This window comes from Pseudoxanthomonas sacheonensis, assembly GCF_010093305.1.
Classification (GTDB): Bacteria; Pseudomonadota; Gammaproteobacteria; order Xanthomonadales; family Xanthomonadaceae; genus Pseudoxanthomonas_A; species Pseudoxanthomonas_A sacheonensis.
This window is the reverse complement of the sequence record NZ_PDWS01000017.1, coordinates 12,278-32,092: the sequence shown is the minus strand read 5'-3', so window position 1 is coordinate 32,092 and position 19,815 is coordinate 12,278. Positions and strand designations below refer to the sequence as shown.

20 protein-coding genes are annotated in these 19,815 nt (G+C 62.8%); 16 read left to right on the top strand and 4 right to left on the bottom strand.

Going from position 1 to position 19,815, the window contains the following annotated elements; genetic code table 11:
* Positions 1-51: 51 nt before the first annotated feature.
* On the bottom strand, positions 52-1,428 hold the full coding sequence (aptA, locus tag CSC73_RS14005; RefSeq protein ID WP_163841281.1) for an omega-aminotransferase AptA: 1,377 nt from the start codon (positions 1,426-1,428) through the stop codon (positions 52-54).
* A gap of 168 nt (positions 1,429-1,596) precedes the next feature.
* Here aptA and CSC73_RS14000 point away from each other — a divergent pair, with 168 nt between their 5' ends.
* The 4 genes from CSC73_RS14000 (at position 1,597) to CSC73_RS13985 (ending at position 4,987) form a co-directional block, all read left to right on the top strand.
* Complete coding sequence (locus CSC73_RS14000) at positions 1,597-2,145, top strand: cupin domain-containing protein (protein ID WP_163841278.1); 549 nt, start codon at positions 1,597-1,599, stop codon at positions 2,143-2,145.
* Positions 2,146-2,158: 13 nt separating this feature from the next.
* Positions 2,159-2,758, top strand: coding sequence for a DUF4304 domain-containing protein (locus tag CSC73_RS13995; RefSeq protein ID WP_163841275.1), 600 nt, complete (start codon positions 2,159-2,161; stop codon positions 2,756-2,758).
* A 72-nt stretch (positions 2,759-2,830) separates the two neighbouring features.
* Positions 2,831-4,333 carry an aldehyde dehydrogenase gene (locus CSC73_RS13990; protein ID WP_163841272.1) on the top strand — a complete coding sequence of 501 codons (1,503 nt, stop codon included), beginning with the start codon at positions 2,831-2,833 and terminating at the stop codon, positions 4,331-4,333.
* A 36-nt stretch (positions 4,334-4,369) separates the two neighbouring features.
* Positions 4,370-4,987, top strand: a complete 618-nt coding sequence (locus CSC73_RS13985; protein WP_163841268.1) for a trimeric intracellular cation channel family protein — start codon at positions 4,370-4,372, stop codon at positions 4,985-4,987.
* Between the two features lie 73 nt (positions 4,988-5,060).
* Here the strand turns inward: CSC73_RS13985 and CSC73_RS13980 are convergent, their stop codons facing one another.
* Complete coding sequence (locus tag CSC73_RS13980; protein WP_163841265.1) at positions 5,061-5,345, bottom strand: hypothetical protein; 285 nt, start codon at positions 5,343-5,345, stop codon at positions 5,061-5,063.
* Positions 5,346-5,423: 78 nt separating this feature from the next.
* On the opposite strand from CSC73_RS13980, the gene CSC73_RS13975 reads away from it, so the two are divergent.
* The 4 genes from CSC73_RS13975 to CSC73_RS13960 all read left to right on the top strand — a co-directional run bounded on the left by CSC73_RS13975 (position 5,424) and on the right by CSC73_RS13960 (position 8,007).
* Positions 5,424-6,707, top strand: a complete 1,284-nt coding sequence (locus tag CSC73_RS13975) for an MFS transporter (protein ID WP_163841262.1) — start codon at positions 5,424-5,426, stop codon at positions 6,705-6,707.
* A 158-nt stretch (positions 6,708-6,865) separates the two neighbouring features.
* The gene (locus CSC73_RS13970; RefSeq protein WP_163841260.1) at positions 6,866-7,327 is read left to right on the top strand and encodes a hypothetical protein; all 462 of its coding nucleotides are present in this window, start codon (positions 6,866-6,868) and stop codon (positions 7,325-7,327) included.
* 19 nt (positions 7,328-7,346) lie between these two features.
* The gene (locus CSC73_RS13965; RefSeq protein ID WP_163841258.1) at positions 7,347-7,796 is read left to right on the top strand and encodes a type II 3-dehydroquinate dehydratase; all 450 of its coding nucleotides are present in this window, start codon (positions 7,347-7,349) and stop codon (positions 7,794-7,796) included.
* A complete protein-coding gene (locus CSC73_RS13960) occupies positions 7,783-8,007 on the top strand; it encodes a hypothetical protein (protein WP_163841256.1) in 225 nt (74 codons plus the stop codon). Before CSC73_RS13965 ends, CSC73_RS13960 begins: the two co-directional genes overlap by 14 nt.
* 6 nt (positions 8,008-8,013) lie before the next feature.
* Here CSC73_RS13960 and CSC73_RS13955 read toward each other — a convergent pair whose 3' ends face one another.
* Entirely contained in the window at positions 8,014-9,303 is a 1,290-nt protein-coding gene (locus tag CSC73_RS13955) for an NAD(P)/FAD-dependent oxidoreductase (RefSeq protein WP_163841254.1), read from the bottom strand.
* Between the two features lie 160 nt (positions 9,304-9,463).
* The gene (locus CSC73_RS13950; RefSeq protein WP_163841252.1) at positions 9,464-10,858 is read right to left on the bottom strand and encodes a glutamine synthetase family protein; all 1,395 of its coding nucleotides are present in this window, start codon (positions 10,856-10,858) and stop codon (positions 9,464-9,466) included.
* Positions 10,859-11,068: 210 nt separating this feature from the next.
* Here CSC73_RS13950 and CSC73_RS13945 point away from each other — a divergent pair, with 210 nt between their 5' ends.
* From CSC73_RS13945 to CSC73_RS13910, 8 genes are all read left to right on the top strand, one after another.
* Positions 11,069-11,824: a gamma-glutamyl-gamma-aminobutyrate hydrolase family protein gene (locus CSC73_RS13945; protein WP_163841250.1), complete on the top strand. Its 756-nt coding sequence runs from the start codon at positions 11,069-11,071 to the stop codon at positions 11,822-11,824.
* A 9-nt stretch (positions 11,825-11,833) separates the two neighbouring features.
* Positions 11,834-13,216 carry a glutamine synthetase family protein gene (locus tag CSC73_RS13940; RefSeq protein WP_163841248.1) on the top strand — a complete coding sequence of 461 codons (1,383 nt, stop codon included), beginning with the start codon at positions 11,834-11,836 and terminating at the stop codon, positions 13,214-13,216.
* A 98-nt stretch (positions 13,217-13,314) separates the two neighbouring features.
* Positions 13,315-14,679 carry an aspartate aminotransferase family protein gene (locus CSC73_RS13935; protein ID WP_163841246.1) on the top strand — a complete coding sequence of 455 codons (1,365 nt, stop codon included), beginning with the start codon at positions 13,315-13,317 and terminating at the stop codon, positions 14,677-14,679.
* 109 nt (positions 14,680-14,788) lie between these two features.
* Complete coding sequence (locus CSC73_RS13930) at positions 14,789-15,910, top strand: polyamine ABC transporter substrate-binding protein (protein ID WP_163841244.1); 1,122 nt, start codon at positions 14,789-14,791, stop codon at positions 15,908-15,910.
* Positions 15,911-15,989: 79 nt separating this feature from the next.
* Positions 15,990-16,622 carry a DJ-1/PfpI family protein gene (locus tag CSC73_RS13925; RefSeq protein WP_163841242.1) on the top strand — a complete coding sequence of 211 codons (633 nt, stop codon included), beginning with the start codon at positions 15,990-15,992 and terminating at the stop codon, positions 16,620-16,622.
* Between the two features lie 31 nt (positions 16,623-16,653).
* Positions 16,654-17,796 carry an ABC transporter ATP-binding protein gene (locus tag CSC73_RS13920; RefSeq protein ID WP_163841240.1) on the top strand — a complete coding sequence of 381 codons (1,143 nt, stop codon included), beginning with the start codon at positions 16,654-16,656 and terminating at the stop codon, positions 17,794-17,796.
* Positions 17,793-18,701 (top strand): ABC transporter permease subunit, encoded by a 909-nt coding sequence (locus CSC73_RS13915; RefSeq protein WP_163841238.1) that lies wholly within the window; start codon positions 17,793-17,795, stop codon positions 18,699-18,701. Before CSC73_RS13920 ends, CSC73_RS13915 begins: the two co-directional genes overlap by 4 nt.
* The gene (locus tag CSC73_RS13910; protein WP_163841236.1) at positions 18,698-19,540 is read left to right on the top strand and encodes an ABC transporter permease subunit; all 843 of its coding nucleotides are present in this window, start codon (positions 18,698-18,700) and stop codon (positions 19,538-19,540) included. The genes CSC73_RS13915 and CSC73_RS13910 overlap by 4 nt, the downstream gene beginning before the upstream one ends.
* Positions 19,541-19,815: the final 275 nt, after the last annotated feature.

The following is a 19,815-nucleotide window of genomic DNA, read 5'->3' as shown; positions in this document are numbered from 1 at the left end:
GGGCTGCGCGTGGGGAGCGCTGGGGCCGGGGTGCGTGATTCAGCGCCGATTTTAACCGGTGGCGCGCAAGGTGTCCGCCAGGGCTTCGAAAATCCGGTCGATATGCGTTTTTTCCAGGATCAGGGGTGGAGATAGCGCGATCACATCGCCGGTCACCCGCGTCAACAGATTCCCGTTGTGGAAAGCGTGCGTGAACGCATCGTAGGCGCGCGTACCCGGCGCGCCCGGACGCGGCGCCAGTTCGATCGCGCCGATCAGCCCGTAGTTGCGGATGTCGATCACATTCGGCAGGCCCTTCAGGGAATGGATGCCTTCCTGCCAGTAGTCGCCCAGTTCGATGGCTTTGTCGAACAGGTTTTCTTCCGCATAAGTGTCCAGCGTTGCGATGGCGGCCGCGCAGGCGAGGGGATGTCCGGAATAGGTGTAGCCATGGAACAGGTCGATGGCGTTGTCCGGCCCCTGGGTGAAGGCGTCGTGCACGTCGTCGGACACCATCACCACGCCCATCGGCACGCAGCCGTTGGTGATGCCCTTGGCGGCGGTGATCATGTCCGGCTGCACGCCGAAGCGTTGCGCGGCGAAGGCGTTGCCGACGCGGCCGAAACCGGTGATCACTTCGTCGAAGATCAGCAGGATGCCGTGCTTGGTGCACAGCTCGCGGATGCGTTTGAGGTAGCCGTCGGGCGGAATCACCACACCGGCCGAACCGGAGATCGGTTCGATGATCACCGCGGCAATGGTGGACGCATCGTGCAGCGCGACCATGCGCTCCAGGTCCTCGGCCAGTTCGATGCCGTATTCGGGCAGCCCTTTGGAGAAAGCGTTGCGGCCGATATCCAGGGTGTGGCGCAGGTGATCCACACCTGGCAGGCCAAGCCCGAACCACTTGCGGTTGTTGGGCAGGCCGCCGACCGAGATGCCGCCGAAGCCGACCCCGTGGTAGCCCTTCTCGCGCCCGATCAGGCGGGTGCGCTGGCCTTCGCCGCGGGCGCGGTGATAAGCGATGGCCATCTTCAGCGCGCTGTCGACCGCTTCGGAGCCGGAGTTGGCGTAGAACACATGGTTGAGGTTGCCCGGCGCAAGTTCGGCCAGTCGCTCGGCCAGCACGAACGGCAGCGGCGAGCTCATGGAGAAATTGGGGGCGAAATCCAGGGTCTCTATCTGCGTCTTCACCGCCTCCACGATGCGGGGCCGCGAATGTCCCGCATTGCAGCACCACAGACCGGCGGTGGCGTCGAGGATCTCGCGCCCGTCCACGGTCTTGTAGTACATGCCCGAAGCGCTGGCCAGCAGGCGCGGTGAGGCCTTGAACTGCTTGTTGGCGGTGAAGGGCATCCAGAAGGCGTCCATGGACGCTGGCGCGGCGATGGCCTGGGCGGCGTAATGGTCGGCCAGGACGCCGTGGTCGGGGCTGGAATCTGCGCTCATTCGGCGGGCTCCGTGGGGGTCGCGGAAGAAAGAGGACGCCAGCTTAGCGCGTTGAAAAAACTTTACAACCACGGGGTAATCAGGCTGAAAATTGACCCCATCCTCACGCCGTGTAAAGTATCCGGCAACACTGCGGTCACAATCATCAGTTCACAGACAAGGGTAGGGATGGACATCGGCGCGCGCCTGCAGCTGGTTCGCAAATCCAAGGATCTCAGCCAGCGCGAGCTGGCCAAGCGGGTGGGCGTGACCAACAGCACCATCTCGCTGATCGAGCAGAACAAGGTCAGCCCCTCGGTCAGTTCGTTGAAGAAGGTGCTGGACGGCATTCCCATTTCGCTGGCCGATTTCTTCACTCTGGATTTGGAAGTCGGCCTGCCGGACAGCCCTTTCTACGCGGTCGACGAGTTGCCGGATGTGGGCAGCAACGGTATCCAGTATTTCCTGATCGGGCAGCATCGTCCGCAACGCCAGATGTGCATCCTGCGTGAGGTCATGCCGCCGGGGACCGATACCGGCGACAGCATGCTGTTGCACGAGGGCGAGGAGGGCGGCGTGGTGGTGGAAGGCGAAGTGGAAGTGACGGTCGGCGACCAGGTGCGCATCCTGCGCGCGGGCGAGGCCTATTATTTCGAGAGCAGGATTCCGCACCGGTTCCGCAACATCGGCGAAGTGGATGCGGTTATTTTTAGTGCCAATACTCCGGCAACGTTCTAGAAAAAAGGGATATATGGAACACAAGGCATTCTTGTCGCGACTCACCAAACGGATTTACCCCATCTTGCGTGCGGATGGATTCAAAGGGTCTGGATCGACTTTGCGGCGAATAAATGGTCCGGTTATCCATGTCTTCAACATCCAAAGCGTTTCGTCGGAAAATTGTTACTACCTCAATATGGCTGCCCATTTGGCGTTTCTGCTGGATGAAGGTGGATTTGAAGTCGTAGCCGAAAAGATTGATGCGCCTGCTTGCATTTTCCGCGGAAGGATTGAGCCGCCTACAGGATCGGCTACGGGTTGGGGTTATGGCACCAATGAGAGTGAAGTCGACGAAACGATTGGCTTCATTGTCTCGGAGTGGGAATCTGTCGGGCGTTCGTTCTTCCAGCGTTATGCTGAATATCCAAGCTCTTTCGTGAAATTGATTGCAGATACTCGGCCGGAAGACATAAATGCTAGGAATGCTTTGCATCTGGCTAGGATTGCCTTGGAGCTTGGAGATTCAGCGCGCGCGTTCGAAATGGCGAGTGCTGGACTGAGCGGGTGTCCGGAGCGAGCCATCACCCTGAAAACCGATCTGAATACGATTCTTCAGCGAATCCTTGATTAGCGCCATCCCGTATCCAGTACGGGGCAAGCTCTTCTCCCGGTGGGAGAAGGGAACAAACTCCAGGAGCAACCCATGAATGCGCCCCGCACCCGCGACAACTGGCAAGCCCTCGCCGACGGATTGAAGATCCGTACCCAGGCCTTCATCGACGGCAAATACGTCGATGCCGCCGACGGCAGGACCTTCGACTGCATCAGCCCCATCGACGGGCGTGCGCTGGGACGCGTGGCCGAATGCGCCGCCGAAGACATCGAACGCGCGGTGATCGCCGCGCGCCGCAGCTTCGATTCCGGCGCGTGGTCCGAAGCCAAGCCCACCTATCGCAAGAAAGTGCTGCTGAAGTTCGCGCAGCTGATCGAACAGTACGGCGACGAGCTCGCCGTGCTGGAATCGCTGGACATGGGCAAGCCGGTCACCGACGCGCGACAGGTCGATGTGGCGGCGACGATCCGCTGCATGGCCTGGACGGGCGAGGCGCTGGACAAGGTCTATGGCGAAGTCGCCGCGACCGGCCCCGACGAATTGGGACTGGTGACGCGCGAACCGTTGGGCGTCATCGGCGCTATCGTGCCGTGGAATTTTCCGCTGCTGATGGCGACCTGGAAACTGGCCCCGGCATTGGCGATGGGCAATTCGGTGGTGCTGAAGCCGTCGGAGAAATCTCCATTGAGCGCGATACGGCTGGCCGAGATCGCGATGGAGGCTGGCATTCCGGCGGGTGTCTTCAACGTGGTGCCCGGTTTCGGCAAAGAGGCGGGCGAACCCCTGGCCCTGCACATGGACGTCGATGGCCTGGTGTTCACCGGTTCCACCGCGGTCGGCAAGCAGTTGCTGCAGTGCGCGGGGCGCTCCAACCTCAAACGCGCGTACATGGAATGCGGTGGCAAGAGCCCCAACCTGGTGTTCGCCGACGCGCACGACCTGGACAAGGCGGCCGAAGCGGCGGCCAGCGGCATCTTCTACAACCAGGGCGAGGTCTGTACCGCGGCGTCGCGCTTGCTGGTGGAGCGCTCCATCAAGGACGAGTTCGTGGCGCGCGTGGTCGAGGCCGGCCGCAAGATGCAGCCGCGCCATCCGTTCGAGCCCGGCGCTCCGATGGGAGCGATGGTCGACGAGACGCAGACCAGCCGGGTGCTGGGATACATAGAAAAAGGCGTGGCCGAAGGCGCCAGGCTGGTGCTGGGCGGCAAGCGTGCCGATACGGTGCCCGGTGGCAGCTATATCGAGCCGACCGTGTTCGACGAAGTGGCCCACGAGCACACCATTTCACGCGAAGAGATCTTTGGGCCGGTGCTGTCGGTGATCGCCTTCGACACCGAAGAGCAGGCGCTGCGCATGGCCAACGACACCGAATACGGCCTGGCCGCCGGCGTGTGGACCAAGGACATCAGCCGCGCGCACCGCGTCGCGCGCAAGCTGCGCGCGGGCAGCGTATGGGTGAACTATTGGGATGGCGGCGACATGACCGCGCCGTTCGGCGGCTACAAGCAGTCCGGCAACGGCCGCGACAAGTCGCTGCACGCCTTCGACAAATACACTGAGATCAAGGCGACCTGGATCAACCTGGGCGGCTGATCCGCGCAACGCCGCCGGGAGGGCGAAGGAGAAAAGATGCTTCTACATGTCCTTTTCCTGATCGGCATCGCGGTCGAGGCGATGAGCGCCGCATTGGTGGCGGGCCGGCGCCAGATGGACTGGTTGGGCGTATGCGTGATCGCCGTGGTCACCGCACTTGGTGGCGGTACGCTGCGCGATGTGCTGCTGGGACGCCACCCGCTGAGCTGGATCGAGCATCCCAGCTATCTGGCGATAGTGCTGGCCGCCGCGCTGGTCACCATCTTGGTGGCGCCGATGATGAAGCGCCTGCGCACCAGTTTCCTTGTTCTGGACGCGCTGGGCCTGGTGGTGTTCACCGTGGTCGGCTGCGATATCGCCAAGGGACTGCATCTGCACTGGTTGATCATCCTGGTCAGCGGGATGATCACCGGGACGTTCGGTGGAGTGCTGCGCGATGTGCTTTGCACGCAGGTGCCGCTACTGTTCCGCAAGGAGCTGTACGCCAGCGTCTCGCTGTTGGCCGGCGCGATCTACATGACCGCCCCGCATGTGGGGATGGATCACGATGTGGGCATGGTGATCGCGATGGTCACCGGGTTTGCGGTGCGCATGCTGGCCATCCGCTATCACTGGGAAATGCCGAAGTTCGTCTACAAGGACGACTGGGATTGAGGGCGACCGTCGTAGGAGCGACGTGAGTCGCGAATGAATCTCGGCACAAGATGTTTCGCGACTTACGTCGCTCCTACCGGGTTTTATCGGATTTATCGAACTCGACGCCGACCCGCTCGGCAGCGGGCAACTGCCGATCCAGCGACTGTCGGTAGTGGATGCAGCCGCGCATGAACTGCGGCCACTCGGGAACCGCGGGCTGCGGATCGGTCCGCTCCGGAAGCAGGCCCCATAGATCCGGGTGGTGCCAGCAAAGCTCGTGAAGGGTGGAGTCGCGGTGCTTGCGGATGGCGGCGCGCAATTTGCGCACTTCCGCGACCAATTCCGCCTGGGTCAGTCGATCGAGGTCTTCGTCCACGGCATTCTCCCGAAATCCGATTGCGCCGATAGCCGGAGAATCTGCCAGAATCCGGCCAGCCAAGCCAGATCGTAGACGATGACGACCACCACAATCCCGGCAGTTGCCAATTCCCCGAGTCGAGTACTGTTCGCCAGCCTGATCGGCACCACCATCGAATTCTTCGATTTCTACATCTACGCCACCGCCGCGGTGATCGTGTTCCCGCAGCTGTTCTTCCCCGAAAGCGATCCGGCTACCGCCACCCTCAAATCGCTGATCACCTTCGCCCTGGCATTCTTCGCGCGGCCGGTGGGATCGGCGCTGTTCGGTCACTTCGGCGACCGGATAGGGCGCAAGGCCACGCTGGTGGCGGCGTTGCTGACCATGGGGATTTCCACCATCGCCATCGGCCTGCTGCCGACCTACGCCACCATCGGCGTGGCGGCGCCGGTATTGCTGGCGATTTGCCGCTTCGGCCAGGGCCTGGGTCTGGGCGGCGAGTGGGGCGGGGCGGTGCTGCTGGCGACGGAGAACGCGCCGCCGGGCAAGCGCGCGTGGTACGGCATGTTTCCGCAGCTGGGCGCGCCGCTCGGCTTCCTGTGCTCGACCGGCATCTTCCTGCTGCTGACCGAATTGATGGACGACACGCAGTTCCTGGCCTGGGGCTGGCGCATTCCGTTCCTGTCCAGCGCCGCGCTGGTTTTCGTGGGCCTGTGGGTGCGTTTGCGCATCGCCGAGACGCCCGATTTCCAGAACACGCTGGACAAGGGCGAACGCGTGCGCCTGCCGATGCTGAGCGTGCTGCGCGAACATCCGGGCGCTTTGCTGGCCGGGACGTTCGCGCTGGTCGCCACCTTCGTCCTGTTCTACCTCATGACCGTTTTCAATCTGTCCTGGGGAACCGCGCAATTGGGCTACACGCGCGAACAATTCCTGTTGATGCTGATGATCGCCGTGCTGTTCTTCGGGGCGGGAATTCCGGTGTCGGCGCTGCTGGCGGACCGGTACGGCCGGCGTCTGGCGATGGTGCTGGCCACGGTCTCGATCATCGTGTTCGGATTGTTCTACGGGCCGCTTTTCAGCGTCGGCAGCGGCGCGGGCGTGTTGCTGTTCCTGATCATCGGGATGACGGTCACCGGTCTTACCTATGGGCCGTGCGGGACGTTGCTCGCCGACATGTTTCCCACCGCCGTACGCTACACCGGGGCCTCGTTGGCCTTCAATCTGGCGGGCATCCTGGGCGCGTCGCTGACTCCTTCCATCGCCACCTATCTGGCGACCAGGCATGGCGTCTCGCATGTGGGTTATTACCTTGCCGCCGCCGCCACGCTGACCTTGATCGCGCTGTTGCTTGCGCCCCGCGCCCGGCACGCTGGCTGATCCGGGGGCGCCACCGCGCCCCGCGCACGATGCGGCCGGCAGCCGGATGGCTTTTTTACGCATGATTTATGTTCCGGGCCGGCCGCGCGGATAGCGGCTTTACGCTTGCCGGGAATAACCTGCGGTCACTGCGTTGAATACGCGCCCGCAAGACTCAGATGTCCATCCTCGTGATCCAAGGTCCGCACTCCGCACTCCCATGGAGCGGTCCGGGAACAGAAGAACCCCTCCTGCTGCCGACAGCGGCCGCACATGCTGCCGGCAAGTCGCTGGTCGTCCGGACCTGCGCGGGTATCCGCGAAATGATCGAATGCCTGCGCCAGGCGCGCCAGCCCGACACCGAAATGGTGCTGCTGGATTCGGGCGATCTGGATCCGGCCGATTGCGTCCGCGAAGGTGCGGATCTTTGCCGCGCTCTGGACGAGCTCCAATCTCCGTACATCGAGGTCCACGACGACAGCGGACAGGTGCTGGACCTGCAGGTGCATCCGCGAAACGCGCCGATGGTCACGGTGGTCGTCAACGATGACCGCGCCAGCGGTTACTCGCTGGCCCTGGCCATTGCGCTCAGGCATTTGGGCCGAAGCGCCAACGCCCCAGGTACTTCCGTTCACCTCTGAAAGCCGGCAAAGGAATCCCATGTCCATCGTCATCATCCGTGGCCCCGAAGCCAGCGGCCTGTTTCCGCGCACACCGCCCGCCTTGCCGCGCGAAGTGCTGGGCGCGCTGGTCGAACGCGCCGTATGCGCGGGCAAAACCATCGCCGTGCGGGCCTGCGGCTCGGAACGGGAAGTGCTGCATTCGTTGCGTATCGCATGCCGCTCGCGTGCCGAGATCGCGCTGCTTGATCCCGGCGCGTGTGTACGAAGCGCGCATGTCCAGCAGGCGTTGAAGGACATGGATATGCCTTATATCGAAGTGCACGACGACAGTTGCGATGCGCCGGAAGCCACCATGCGTGCAGGCAACGGCAACCGGCTGGCGGTGGTGAACGGCTACATGGCCCAGAGCTATACGCTCGCGTTGGACATGGCGTTGGAGCATCTGGGCTGCGCCGAATGCGAATGCGATGTGCATGTCGGAACCTGAGCGGCGGTGCGACCACCACTATTTCGCCGATTACGAAGTCTGGAACAGCGGCTTGGCGGTGGCGTGGGGGCAGGTGGCTCTGACCTATCGGGTGAACGAGAACGTTCGCTTCGATCCCGCCGAGCTGCTGGCCATGGTTCGCCAGCGTGCGGCTTCTGCGCAATGCGTGGAACCGTTCGAGATCAGGGTGCGCAGTCTGACCCGGCTCTGAAGCGCTTCACCATAAGGCGTCGCGTAGTTTGTACCAGGCCATCGCCGCCACCAGCATGGGCGTGCGCAGGGCGCGGCCGCCGGGGAAGGGCAGGTGCGGGATCTTGGCGAACAGGTCCAGGCGTTCCGATTGGCCGCGGATAGCCTCCGACATGAGTTTCCCGGCCAGCCCCGTAGCGACGACGCCATGCCCCGAAAATCCCTGTGCGAAGTAGACATTGGGCGTCAGCCGTCCGAAATGCGGCGCGCGGTTGAGCGAGATGTCGATGTAGCCGCCCCACACGTACTCGATCTGCACGTCGGCCAGCTGGGGAAACACCCTGCGCATGCGCCGGGTCATGGTGCCGCGCAGATTGGGCGGGGGCAGGGTGGAATAGCTGGCGCGGCCGCCGAACAGCAGGCGGCGGTCGCGGCTCAGCCTGAAGTAGTCCAGCGCCCAGTTGGTGTCCGCCACCGCCATGTCGTTGCGGATGAGTTCCTTCGCGCGTTCCTCTCCCAGCGGCACGGTGGCGCCGATGTAGGTGCCGACCGGCATGACCCGCGATTCCAACTCGGGCGCGATGCCGTGCAGCAGCGCATTACCGGCCAGGACCGCAAAGTCGCAATGCACTTCGCCGCCCGCGGTCTTGAACACGGGCCGGGCTCCGCGCACCAGTTGCGTGACCCGCGACTGCTCGAAGATGCGCACGCCTGCCGCCATCGCCGCGCGTGCCAGCCCCAGCGCGTACTCCAGCGGATGCAGGTGGCCGCTGTTGGGGTCGTACAGCGCGCCAAGGTAACGGTCGCTGGCGAGCTGGCTGCGCAGGCGTTCGCGGTTCCACCATTCGACCGGATAGTCGTAGCGGGTACGGAAATCCTCGATCGCGGCCCGCACTTCGCGTTCCTGCCGCGGCTTGATCGGCACGGTGGCGTGGCCATCGCGCCAGTCGCAGGCGATGCCGTGTTTGCGGATGCGCTCGCGCAGCCATTGCAGTCCTTCGCGCGACAGGTCGAACATCCTGCGCGCGTCGTCGAAGCCCACCAGCGATTCCAGCTTGGCCTCGCCGCAACTGAAACCAGCGATGGCCTGGCCGCCGTTGCGCCCGGAGGCGCCCCAGCCGATGCGTTCGGCTTCCAGTATCACTACGTTGTAGCCGGCTTCGGCAAGCTCCAACGCGGCGGAGAGGCCTGTGTAGCCTGCACCGAGGATGCAGATGTCGGCCTGGATCGCACCTTGCAGTGCCGGTTGCTCGGGCAGTGGCGTGGCGCTGGCGGCGTACCAGCTGGGTGGATACGAGGATTGTCCGACAGCACGCATCAATGAACTTCCCGTATCGTCATCCCAGCGAACGCTGGGATCCATTTTGATCTTCGCGTGATGCTTGGAGCACTCGCTTCGCTCGTACCCCTCATCCGCCCTTCGGGCACCTTCTCAGCTTTGCACACCCTTCGGGCGCCACAAGGGGAGAAGGGGGCACTTACACTGCCCGTAAATACCAGTCGTATTCCAAATTAGTGACCTGGGTATAGAAGGTCTGCATTTCCTTCAACTTCTGCTGCCCGTAGATATGGCGGAAGGATTCGCCAAACTGCTCGCGAATGAAGTCGCTACCCATGAAGTCATCAATGGCCTGACGCCAGTACGGCGTGCGTATCTCGGTCTGCTCGTAGGCATTGCCCACCACCGGCGCGCCAGGATCGAAACCGTTCTCCAGCCCATGCAGCATCCCGGCCAGCACCGCCGCAGTCACCAGATACACATTGGCGTCGGCGCCGGCGATGCGGTGTTCGACGCGCGTGTTGGCTTCGTTGCTGTGCGGAATACGCATGGCCACGGTGCGGTTGTTGTAGCCCCAGGCGTCATTGAGCGGCACGAAAGCGTTGAGCACGAAGCGGCGGTAGCTGTTGGCGTGCGGCGCGAACAGCAGCAGGCTGTCCTTGGCGCTGCGCTGCAGGCCGCCGATCGCATGCTTCAAGGTATCGGCCGGTGCTTCCGGAGTGGAGGCGAAAATGTTGTCGCCCTTGTCGTCCAGCACGCTGACATGGATATGCAGTCCATTGCCGGCCTGTTCTGCGAACGGTTTGGCCATGAAGCTGGCCTGCACGCCCTGCTGCTGGGCTACGGCTTTGATCGCTCGCTTCAGCATGATCGCATCGTCGCAGGCCAGCAGGGCGTCGTCGCGGTGCTTGAGGTTGATTTCGAACTGGCCCGGCGCGTACTCGGCCACGGCCGTATCGGCCGGAATCCCCTGCGCCTTGCACGCGGCCGACACCGCATCGGTGAAGCCGCGGTAGTCGTTGAGGTCTTCCATGTAATAGACCTGCGTGCTGCTGCTGCGGCGGCCGGTTACCGGATTGACCGGCGTACGCGGCTTGCCGTCGGCATCCAGATGCGCGTCGAACAGGTAGAACTCCAGCTCCACCGCCACCACGGGCTTCAGGCCGCGCGCGGCGTAACGTTCCAGCACACGCTTGAGCACCTCACGTGGATTCGCCTCGAAGGTTCCGCCTTGCGCGTCTTCCATCGACAGCAATAATTGCGCCATCGGTCGGGGAGACCACGGAACCGGCCGCAGCGAGCCGGGCACCGGGCGGCAGATGCGGTCTTCATCGCCGATGTCGTAGCCCAGGCCGGTTTCTTCCACCGTGTTGCCGGTGATGTCGGTGGCGATCAGCGACATCGGCAGGCATACGCCGTCCTGGTACACCTTCTCCAGCGCATCGCGGGTGATGCGCTTGCCGCGCAGCAGGCCGTTCATGTCGGGCAGCAGCAGGTCGACCAGTTCGCAGTCGGGCAGATGCCGCAGAGTGGCCGCATCCGCCGGCGCAAGCAGGGGAATGTCGGAAAGGGAGGTGTCTGGGATGCGGGTCATGATGGCGTCACGGGCGGTTCGCGGCAGCTTACCAGAGAGATCCGGCTGTCAAGAATACTCAACGCATTTGACGATACTGATGCTCTGAAGCGTCCTGAAATGGTGCCGCGATGCACCATTGCCGGGATAAAACCGGTAATCGGGCGGCCGGTGTTGTAAAAATAAAACAGGCAGGTTAAGTTGCCGTCAAGCTTTTTCGAGCCTCCCCCGATGGCCAGCCTGCCGCTGGTCGGCCTTCCCACCGACCGTAAACAAATCGGTCCACATCCCTTTCTCGCGGCCGGCGAGAAGTATGTGCGCGCGGTGGTGGACGGGGCAGGGGCGCTGCCGATTCTGCTTCCCACGCTGCAGCCGGCCTTGCCCCTTGAGCAGTTGCTGGAACAGGTCGACGGCATTCTGTTGACCGGCGCGGTCAGCAACATCGAGCCGCACCACTACAGCGACGAGCCCAGTTACGAAGGCAACCTGCTTGATCCCGTGCGCGATGCGACCACGCTTTCGCTGGTGCCGCTGGCGGTCAGTATGGGCGTTCCGCTGCTGGCGCTGTGCCGTGGTTTCCAGGAGGTGAACGTCGCCTTCGGCGGCAGTCTCTACCAGAAAGTGCAGGAGCAGCCCGGATTCCTGGACCATCGCGAGAATCCAGCCGATCCGTTGGAACGGCAATACGCTCCCGTGCATGCCGTCACTCTCAATCCGGGTGGTTTGCTGGCCGGTATCGCCGGCGCGCCCTCGGCGCGCGTCAATTCGCTGCACGGGCAGGGCGTCGCGCGCCTGGGCAAGGGGCTGAAGGTGGAAGCCGTGGCGCCGGACGGGCTGATCGAAGCTTTCCGCCACGAAGGCCCCGGTTTCCTGCTGGGCGTGCAGTGGCATCCGGAATGGCGCGTCACCGAAAACCCGTTCTACCTAGGCATATTCAAGGCATTCGGCGACGCCTGCCGGGCGCGCGCCGCACAACGCAATCACTGAAGCCAACTTATGACCCAACGCCAGGCCCAGAAAAAAACCGCGCCGGAAAAACCGGAAAGCTCCTTGCGACGCTGGCTGAAGGAACGCAGCATCACCGAGGTCGAGTGCCTGGTGCCCGACATCACCGGCATCGCGCGCGGCAAGATCATTCCCGCCGACAAGTTCTCCCACGACTACGGCACCCGCTTGCCGGAAGGCATCTTCGCCACCACCGTCACCGGCGATTATCCGGACGACTACTACGACCTGACCTCGCCTTCGGATTCGGACATGTTCCTGCGCCCGGACCCGGACACGGTACGCATGGTGCCCTGGGCGACCGATCCCACCGCCCAGGTCATCCACGACTGCTACACCAAGGACGGCAAGCCGCACGATCTGGCTCCGCGCAATGTGCTGAGGCGCGTGCTGGCGGCGTACGAGGAAGCCGGTCTGCGCCCGGTAGTGGCCCCGGAACTGGAATTCTTCCTGGTGCAGAAGAACACCGATCCCGATTTCCCGCTGCTGCCGCCGGCCGGCCGCTCCGGCCGCCCGGAAACCGCGCGCCAGTCCTATTCGATCGACGCGGTCAACGAGTTCGATCCCATCCTGGACCTGATGTACGACTACTGCGATGCGATGGAACTGGACGTGGACACACTGATCCACGAATCGGGCGCGGCGCAGCTGGAAGTCAATTTCACCCATTCCGACGCGCTGTCGCGCGCCGACCAGGTGTTCTTCTTCAAACGCACCATGCGCGAGGCGGCGATGCGCCACGGCATCTACGCCACCTTCCTGGCCAAGCCGATGGAGAACGAACCCGGCAGCGCCATGCATATCCACCAGAGCATGCTGGACAAGAAAGGCAACAACGTTTTCACCGGCAAGAGCGAAGGCAAGCTCAGCGCGACTTTCGACCAGTACCTGGGCGGACTGCAGAAGTACGTGCCGATGGCGATGGCGTTCTTCGCGCCCAACGTCAATTCCTATCGGCGCCTGGCGCTGGGGCAGGTTGCGCCCATCAACGTGCAATGGGGCTACGACAACCGCACCTGCGGTCTGCGCGTGCCGATGGACACGCCGGAGAACATGCGCGTGGAAAGCCGTTTCGCCGGTTCCGACGCCAACCCCTACCTGGCGATGGCCGCTACGCTGGCGTGCGGCCTGCTTGGCATACGCGAAGGATTGAAAGCGACCCCGCCGCTGGCCAGCAGCGCGCAGGAACTCGGTTTCGAGCTGCCGCGGTCGCTGGGCGAGTCGCTGGACGAGCTGGAAACCTGCAAGCCGCTGCAGGAGCTGCTGGGCACGCGCTTCGCGCGGGCCTATGTGTCGGTGAAGCGCAAGGAATACGAGACCTTCTTCCGCGTGATCAGTTCGTGGGAGCGGGAGTTCTTACTTCTGAATGTATGAATCCTGTAGGAGCGGGCCCTGCCCGCGACGCCTTTCGCGATCATCAAAGCGTCGCGGGCAGGGCCCGCTCCTACAGGGAATCACAAATCGGAGTTTTCATGGACCACCTGGACACCCGCACCCTGCAACAGCTCGATGCCGCGCACCACCTGCATCCGTTCAACGACAACGCCGCGCTGGCGAAGAAAGGCACGCGCATTCTTACCCGTGGTGAGGGCGCTTACGTATGGGATGCCGAAGGCAACAAACTGCTGGATGCCTTCGCCGGGCTGTGGTGTGTCAACCTCGGTTACGGGCGCAAGGAGCTGGGCGAAGTTGCGTCCAAGCAGATGACCCAGCTGGCCTACTACAACAGCTTTTTCCAATGCACCACCGAGCCCACGATCCTGCTCGCCGCCAAGCTCGCCGAGTTGACCCCGGGCGATCTCAACCACGCGTTCTTCACCAACTCCGGTTCCGAAGCCAACGACACCATCCTGCGCCTGGTGCGGCATTTCTGGGCGGTGCAGGACCAGCCGCAGAAGAACATCTTCATCGGCCGCCACAACGGCTATCACGGCACCACCATGGCCGGTGCCAGTCTGGGCGGCATGGCCGGCATGCACAAGCAGGGCGGGCTGCCGATTCCCGACATCCATCACATCGATCCGCCGTTCTGGTTCGCCGACGGCGGCGACCTGGATCCGGACGAGTACGGCCTGCTTGCCGCGCGCCGGCTGGAAGCCAAGATCCTGGAACTGGGTCCCGACCGCGTGGCCGCCTTCATCGGCGAACCCATCATGGGCGCGATCGGCGTGTACATCCCGCCCAGGACGTACTGGCCGGAGATAGAACGCATCTGCCGCAAGTACGACGTGCTGCTGGTGGCCGACGAGGTGATCTGCGGCTTCGGGCGCACCGGCGAATGGTTTGCCGCCGACTACTTCGGCTTCATGCCCGACGTGATGACCCTGGCCAAGGGCATCACCTCCGGCTACATCCCGCTGGGCGCGGCGATGTTCAACGACCGCGTCGCCGGCGTGCTGGCCGACCAGGGCGGAGAACTGGCGCATGGTTGCACCTATTCGGGGCACCCGGTATGCACGGCGGTGGCGCTGGAGAACATCCGAATCCTGCAAGAAGAAAAAATCATCGAGACCTGCAAGGCCCACACCGCTCCCTACCTGGCCCAGCGCTGGGCCGAACTTGGCGAACACCGCCTGGTCGGCGAAGCGCGCATCGCCGGCATGGTCGGCGCGTTGGAGCTGGTGCCGGACAAAGGCCGGCGTGCATTCTTCGATGATCGCGGTAAAGTGGGGCAGCTGTGCCGCGACAAGGCATTGGCCAATGGGCTGATCCTGCGCGCGACCTACGATGCCATGCTGCTGTCGCCGCCGCTGATCGTCAGCCGGGACCAGATCGACGAACTGTTCGAGAAGGCCTGGAAGGCGTTGAACGAGACCGCCGCGGAGCTGGGTCTGTAACTGGGTTTTTGCAACTATGCTTTGAACGGGAAGGGAACAACGGGCGCTTCGCGATGCCGCGGAGCGCGGATGCCAACAATCAGCCCCTGCGGGCCATCTGGAGAGTGCGATGAAACTGCGAATGCTGGGTGCAATGATCGCCGTGTGCGTGCTTGCCGCATGCGGCGACAAGGGCGGCGACAAGGCCGCTACCGCCGCCGACGGCGACAAGAGCGTCAACGTCTACAACTGGTCCGACTACATCGCCGAGGACACCAACGCCAACTTCGAGAAGAAGACCGGCATCAAGGTCACCTACGACGTGTTCGACAGCAACGAAGTGCTGGAGACCAAGCTGCTGGCCGGTTCCAGCGGCTACGACGTGGTGGTGCCGACGATGAACTTCCTGGGGCGCCAGATCCAGGCCGGCGTGTTCCTGCCGCTGGACAAATCCAAGATCCCCAACTACGCCAATCTCGATCCGGCGATAATGAAGAAATTGGAGTCGCAGGATCCAGGCAACAAATACGCAATCCCGTACATGTGGGGCACCACCGGCATCGGCTACAACGTGGACAAGGTCAAGGCCGCGTTCGGCAACACCGACCTGACCAACAGCCTGGACATCGTGTTCAAGCCGGAGAACATCTCCAAGCTCAAGGCCTGCGGCGTCACCGTCCTGGACACGCCGTCCGAACTGATTCCGATCACCCTCAACTACCTGGGCGAAGACCCCAACAGCACCGATCCGGCGGTCATCAACAAGGCGGCCGCATTGCTGAAAAGCATCCGCCCCTACATCACCAATTTCCATTCCTCGCAGTACATCGACGCCCTGGCCAACGGCGATATCTGCCTGGTGGTGGGCTGGTCGGGCGACATCATCCAGGCGCGCGACCGCGCCGCCGAGGCCGGCAACGGCGTCAACATCGCCTATGCCATTCCGAAGGAAGGCGCGCCGCAGTGGTTCGACATGCTGGCCATCCCCAAAGACGCCAAGCACGTGGACGAGGCCTACGCCTACATCAACAATCTGCTGGACCCGCAGGTGATGGCAAACAACTCCAACTTCATCAGCTATCCCAACGCGGTTCCCAAGGCCAAGGAGCTGATGGAAAAGAGCATCACTGACGACCCGACGGTGTATCCGCCGCCGGAGGTCGAGGCGAAGCTGTTCACCTTCGCGATCATTCCGCCGGAAGTCGACAAGCTGTATACGCGGATCTGGACGGAATTGAAGACCGGCAAGTAAACGCGAGAACGGGGCAGGCGGTCACGCCTGCCCCGATTCGTTCTGGGCGCGAATCAGCCATCATCCGAAAGAACCCGCCATGCACATAGCGATCCTCACCTTCGAAGGATTCAATGAGCTCGATTCGTTGATCGCATTGGGCATACTCAATCGCGTCAAGACGCCCGGCTGGCGAGTGACGCTGTCGTGCCCGGCAGCGTCGGTCACTTCGATGAACGGCGTGACCGTGCATGCGCAATCGAGTCTGGAAGAGGCCTGCGCAGCGGACGCCGTCATTATCGGTAGCGGCATGCAAACCCGGGAAATCGTCGGTACCCCGGAGCTGATGGCCAGGCTAAAGCTGGATCCGGTGCGTCAGCTGATCGGCGCCCAATGCTCGGGCACGCTTATCCTGGCCAAGCTCGGCCTGCTTGGCGGCGTTCCCGCTTGCACGGATCTCATCACCAAGCCCTGGGTGCAGGAGGCGGGCATCGAGGTCATCGATCGGCCGTTCTACGCACAAGGGAATGTGGCGACAGCCGGCGGCTGTCTTGCATCGCAATACCTTGCGGGTTGGATCATCGCGCGTCTGGAGGGCGAGGAGGCCGCAAGAAATGCGCTTCATTACGTCGCCCCGGTCGGCGAGAAAGAGGAGTACGTCGCTCGCGCCATGGGAAATATCGTTCCGGCGACCAATTCGCCCAGGTCGGAGCAGATTCGACGGTCGGCTTGATCTTTTTGCGTAGGACATTCTGGGGGCAAAGATGGCAATCGAACAGTTGAACGGAGCCAAGAACACGGCCGGTAATGCCAAAGCCGTGGAGGACTATCTGCGGATCGTCGATGTGCGCAAGGAGTTCGATGGTTTCGTCGCGGTCGAGGATACCGACCTGAGCATCCGCAAGGGCGAGATCTTCGCGCTGCTGGGCGGATCGGGTTGCGGAAAATCCACCTTGCTGCGCTGCCTGGGCGGTTTCGAGAAACCCACCTCGGGCAAGATCTACCTGGACGGGCAGATCATGAACGACCTGCCGCCGTACGAACGCCCCATCAACATGATGTTCCAGTCCTATGCGCTGTTTCCGCACATGACCGTGGAGCAGAACATCGCCTTCGGCCTGAAGCAGGACGGGTTGTCGAAAGACGCGATCAAGAAACGCGTCGACGAAATGCTTGCGCTGGTGCAGTTGGGAAAACTGGCAAAGCGCAAGCCGCACCAGCTGTCCGGCGGGCAGCAGCAGCGCGTGGCGCTGGCGCGTTCGCTGGCCAAGGGACCCAAGCTGCTGCTGCTGGACGAGCCGATGGGCGCGTTGGACAAGAAGCTGCGCTCGCAGATGCAGTTGGAGTTGGTCAACATCATCGAGACCTCAGGCGTCACCTGCGTGATGGTGACGCACGACCAGGAAGAAGCCATGACCATGGCCACGCGCATCGCCCTGATGGACTCGGGCCGCATCCGCCAGGTCGGTACGCCCGACGAAATCTACGAATCGCCGACCAGCCGCTTCGCCGCCGAATTCATCGGTTCGGTGAACATGTTCCAGGGCAAGGTGGACGAGGACATGGCCGACTACGTGACCATCCTGTCGCCTTCGCTGGATACTGCCATCTATGTGGGCCACGGCATTTCGGGCTACGAGGGGCAGGAAGTCTCGTTCGGCGTGCGGCCCGAGAAGGTGTCGATCAGCAAGGAAGAGCCCGACCAGCGCTACAACAAGGCGCGCGGCAAGATCGAGGACATCGCTTATTTCGGCAGCCATTCCGTATTCCACGTACGCCTGCCCAGCGGCTACAAGTTCATGGCCAACTTCGCCAACCAGCAGCGCTGGGCCAGCGAAGGAATGACCTGGGGCGACGAGGTCTGGGTGTCGTGGGGCGACAACGAAGGCGTGGTGCTGACCTCATGAACGCCATTCTGAAGAAGGTGTTTCCGCATCCGCGCTGGGCGGTGATCTCGGTCCCGTATCTGTGGCTATTGGTATTTTTCGCCATCCCGTTCCTGATCGTGCTGAAGATCTCGTTCTCCAGGCTCGCCATCGCCATGCCGCCGTACACGCCGGTGCTGGAGTACGTGGACAATGCGCTGTCGCTGAAATTGAACCTCAGCAACTACATAGGCCTGTTCACCGATTCGCAATACGTGCAGGCCTATCTGAGCTCCATCAAGATCGCCGCCATCTCCACCTTCCTGGCGTTGCTGATCGGCTATCCGATGGCCTACGTCATCGCGCGGCTTCCGCCCTCGGCGCGCAACATCGCCATGATGCTGGTGATCCTGCCTTCGTGGACTTCGTTCCTGATCCGCGTCTACGCCTGGATCGGCATCCTCAAGCCCAATGGCCTGCTCAATAATCTGCTGATGAAGCTGCACCTGATCAGCGAACCCCTGCAGATCTCCAATACGCCCACCGCCGCCTACATCGGCATCGTCTATTGCTATCTGCCTTTCATGGTGCTGCCGCTCTATACCAATCTGGTCAAGCACGACCATCGGCTGCTGGAGGCGGCCTACGACCTGGGCGCCAAGCCGTGGAAGGCGTTCTTCAAGATCACGCTGCCGCTGTCCAAGGCCGGCATCATCGCCGGCTGCATGCTGGTGATGATTCCGGCGGTGGGCGAGTTCGTGATTCCGGAATTGCTGGGCGGCCCGGACACCTTGATGATCGGGCGCGTGCTGTGGAACGAGTTCTTCAACAACCGCGACTGGCCCACCGCTTCGGCCGTGGCCATCGTGATGCTGGGACTGCTGCTGATCCCGATCCTGATCTTCAACCGCGTGCAGCAGAGCGAAATCGAAGGGAGGCTGACATGAGCAACCTCGCCAAGCGCTGGCCGACCTGGCTGATCCTGGCGCTGGGATTCGGCTTCCTGTACGTGCCGATCCTGGTGTTGATGTTCTATTCGTTCAATGAAAACAAGCTGGCCACGGTGTGGTCGGGCTTCTCGCTGAAGTGGTACGGAAAGCTGCTGGAGAACGACCAGATGCTGGGCGCGGCCTGGATCAGCATCAAGATCGCCTTCTTCACCGCCACCGCCGCGGTGATCCTGGGCACCTTGGCCGCGCTGGTGATGACGCGCATGCGGCGTTTCCCCGGCAAGACCCTGTTCGGCGCGCTGATCACTGCGCCGCTGGTGATGCCGGAAGTGATCCTGGGCCTGTCCATCCTGATGATGTTCATGTCGCTGGGCAACCTGGTGGGACTCGCTCCGCGCGGCATCCTGTCGATCTGGATCGCGCATGTGACCTTCACGCTCGCCTTCGTCACCGTGGTGCTTTCCTCGCGCATGGCCGAATTGGACAAATCGCTGGAAGAGGCGGCGATGGATCTGGGTGCGAACCGGGTCAAGGTGTTCTTCCTGATCACGCTGCCGATCATCGCTCCGGCCATCGTTTCGGGCTGGCTGCTGGCCTTCACCTTGTCGCTGGACGATGTGGTGGTGGCGAGCTTCGTGTCAGGGCCCAGTTCCACCACCTTGCCGATGGTGGTGTTCTCCTCGGCGCGGCGCGGGCTCAACCCGCAGGTCAATGCGCTGGCCACGATCATGATCGTGGTGGTGTCGGTCGCCGCTTTCATCGGTTGGTACCTGATGAACCGCGAAGAAAAGCGGCGTCAGCGCGACATGCAGCTGGCGTTGCAGGATAACGGCTGAGGCTCCCGCAGCTCTGGCTTGCCGTTGCCGTTGCTTTTTTGCTTTTGCTTTTGCTTTTGCTTTTGCCCCCTTTGACAAAGGGGGTTACGGGGGATTTGCTTTTGATCTTGATCTTGATCTTGATCTTCACCGAGCCGCCGAGGGCAAAGAGCAAGAGCAAATCCCCCTCGATCCCCCTTTTTCAAAGGGGGAGGCCACTACGGCCAGCTAACCCACCGGCTGGCAATATTCCTCCCCGGCAACTTCCAAGTCATTCCCGGCAACTTCCACGAAGA

Bases quoted from the DNA above. Each gene is read 5' to 3' on its own strand.
- aptA (WP_163841281.1), bottom strand. From the start codon at position 1,428: ATGAGCGCAGATTCCAGCCCCGACCACGGCGTCCTGGCCGACCATTAC.
- CSC73_RS14000 (WP_163841278.1), top strand. From the start codon at position 1,597: ATGGACATCGGCGCGCGCCTGCAGCTGGTTCGCAAATCCAAGGATCTC.
- CSC73_RS13995 (WP_163841275.1), top strand. From the start codon at position 2,159: ATGGAACACAAGGCATTCTTGTCGCGACTCACCAAACGGATTTACCCC.
- CSC73_RS13990 (WP_163841272.1), top strand. From the start codon at position 2,831: ATGAATGCGCCCCGCACCCGCGACAACTGGCAAGCCCTCGCCGACGGA.
- CSC73_RS13985 (WP_163841268.1), top strand. From the start codon at position 4,370: ATGCTTCTACATGTCCTTTTCCTGATCGGCATCGCGGTCGAGGCGATG.
- CSC73_RS13975 (WP_163841262.1), top strand. From the start codon at position 5,424: ATGACGACCACCACAATCCCGGCAGTTGCCAATTCCCCGAGTCGAGTA.
- CSC73_RS13970 (WP_163841260.1), top strand. From the start codon at position 6,866: ATGTCCATCCTCGTGATCCAAGGTCCGCACTCCGCACTCCCATGGAGC.
- CSC73_RS13965 (WP_163841258.1), top strand. From the start codon at position 7,347: ATGTCCATCGTCATCATCCGTGGCCCCGAAGCCAGCGGCCTGTTTCCG.
- CSC73_RS13960 (WP_163841256.1), top strand. From the start codon at position 7,783: ATGTCGGAACCTGAGCGGCGGTGCGACCACCACTATTTCGCCGATTAC.
- CSC73_RS13955 (WP_163841254.1), bottom strand. From the start codon at position 9,303: ATGCGTGCTGTCGGACAATCCTCGTATCCACCCAGCTGGTACGCCGCC.
- CSC73_RS13950 (WP_163841252.1), bottom strand. From the start codon at position 10,858: ATGACCCGCATCCCAGACACCTCCCTTTCCGACATTCCCCTGCTTGCG.
- CSC73_RS13945 (WP_163841250.1), top strand. From the start codon at position 11,069: ATGGCCAGCCTGCCGCTGGTCGGCCTTCCCACCGACCGTAAACAAATC.
- CSC73_RS13940 (WP_163841248.1), top strand. From the start codon at position 11,834: ATGACCCAACGCCAGGCCCAGAAAAAAACCGCGCCGGAAAAACCGGAA.
- CSC73_RS13935 (WP_163841246.1), top strand. From the start codon at position 13,315: ATGGACCACCTGGACACCCGCACCCTGCAACAGCTCGATGCCGCGCAC.
- CSC73_RS13930 (WP_163841244.1), top strand. From the start codon at position 14,789: ATGAAACTGCGAATGCTGGGTGCAATGATCGCCGTGTGCGTGCTTGCC.
- CSC73_RS13925 (WP_163841242.1), top strand. From the start codon at position 15,990: ATGCACATAGCGATCCTCACCTTCGAAGGATTCAATGAGCTCGATTCG.
- CSC73_RS13920 (WP_163841240.1), top strand. From the start codon at position 16,654: ATGGCAATCGAACAGTTGAACGGAGCCAAGAACACGGCCGGTAATGCC.
- CSC73_RS13915 (WP_163841238.1), top strand. From the start codon at position 17,793: ATGAACGCCATTCTGAAGAAGGTGTTTCCGCATCCGCGCTGGGCGGTG.
- CSC73_RS13910 (WP_163841236.1), top strand. From the start codon at position 18,698: ATGAGCAACCTCGCCAAGCGCTGGCCGACCTGGCTGATCCTGGCGCTG.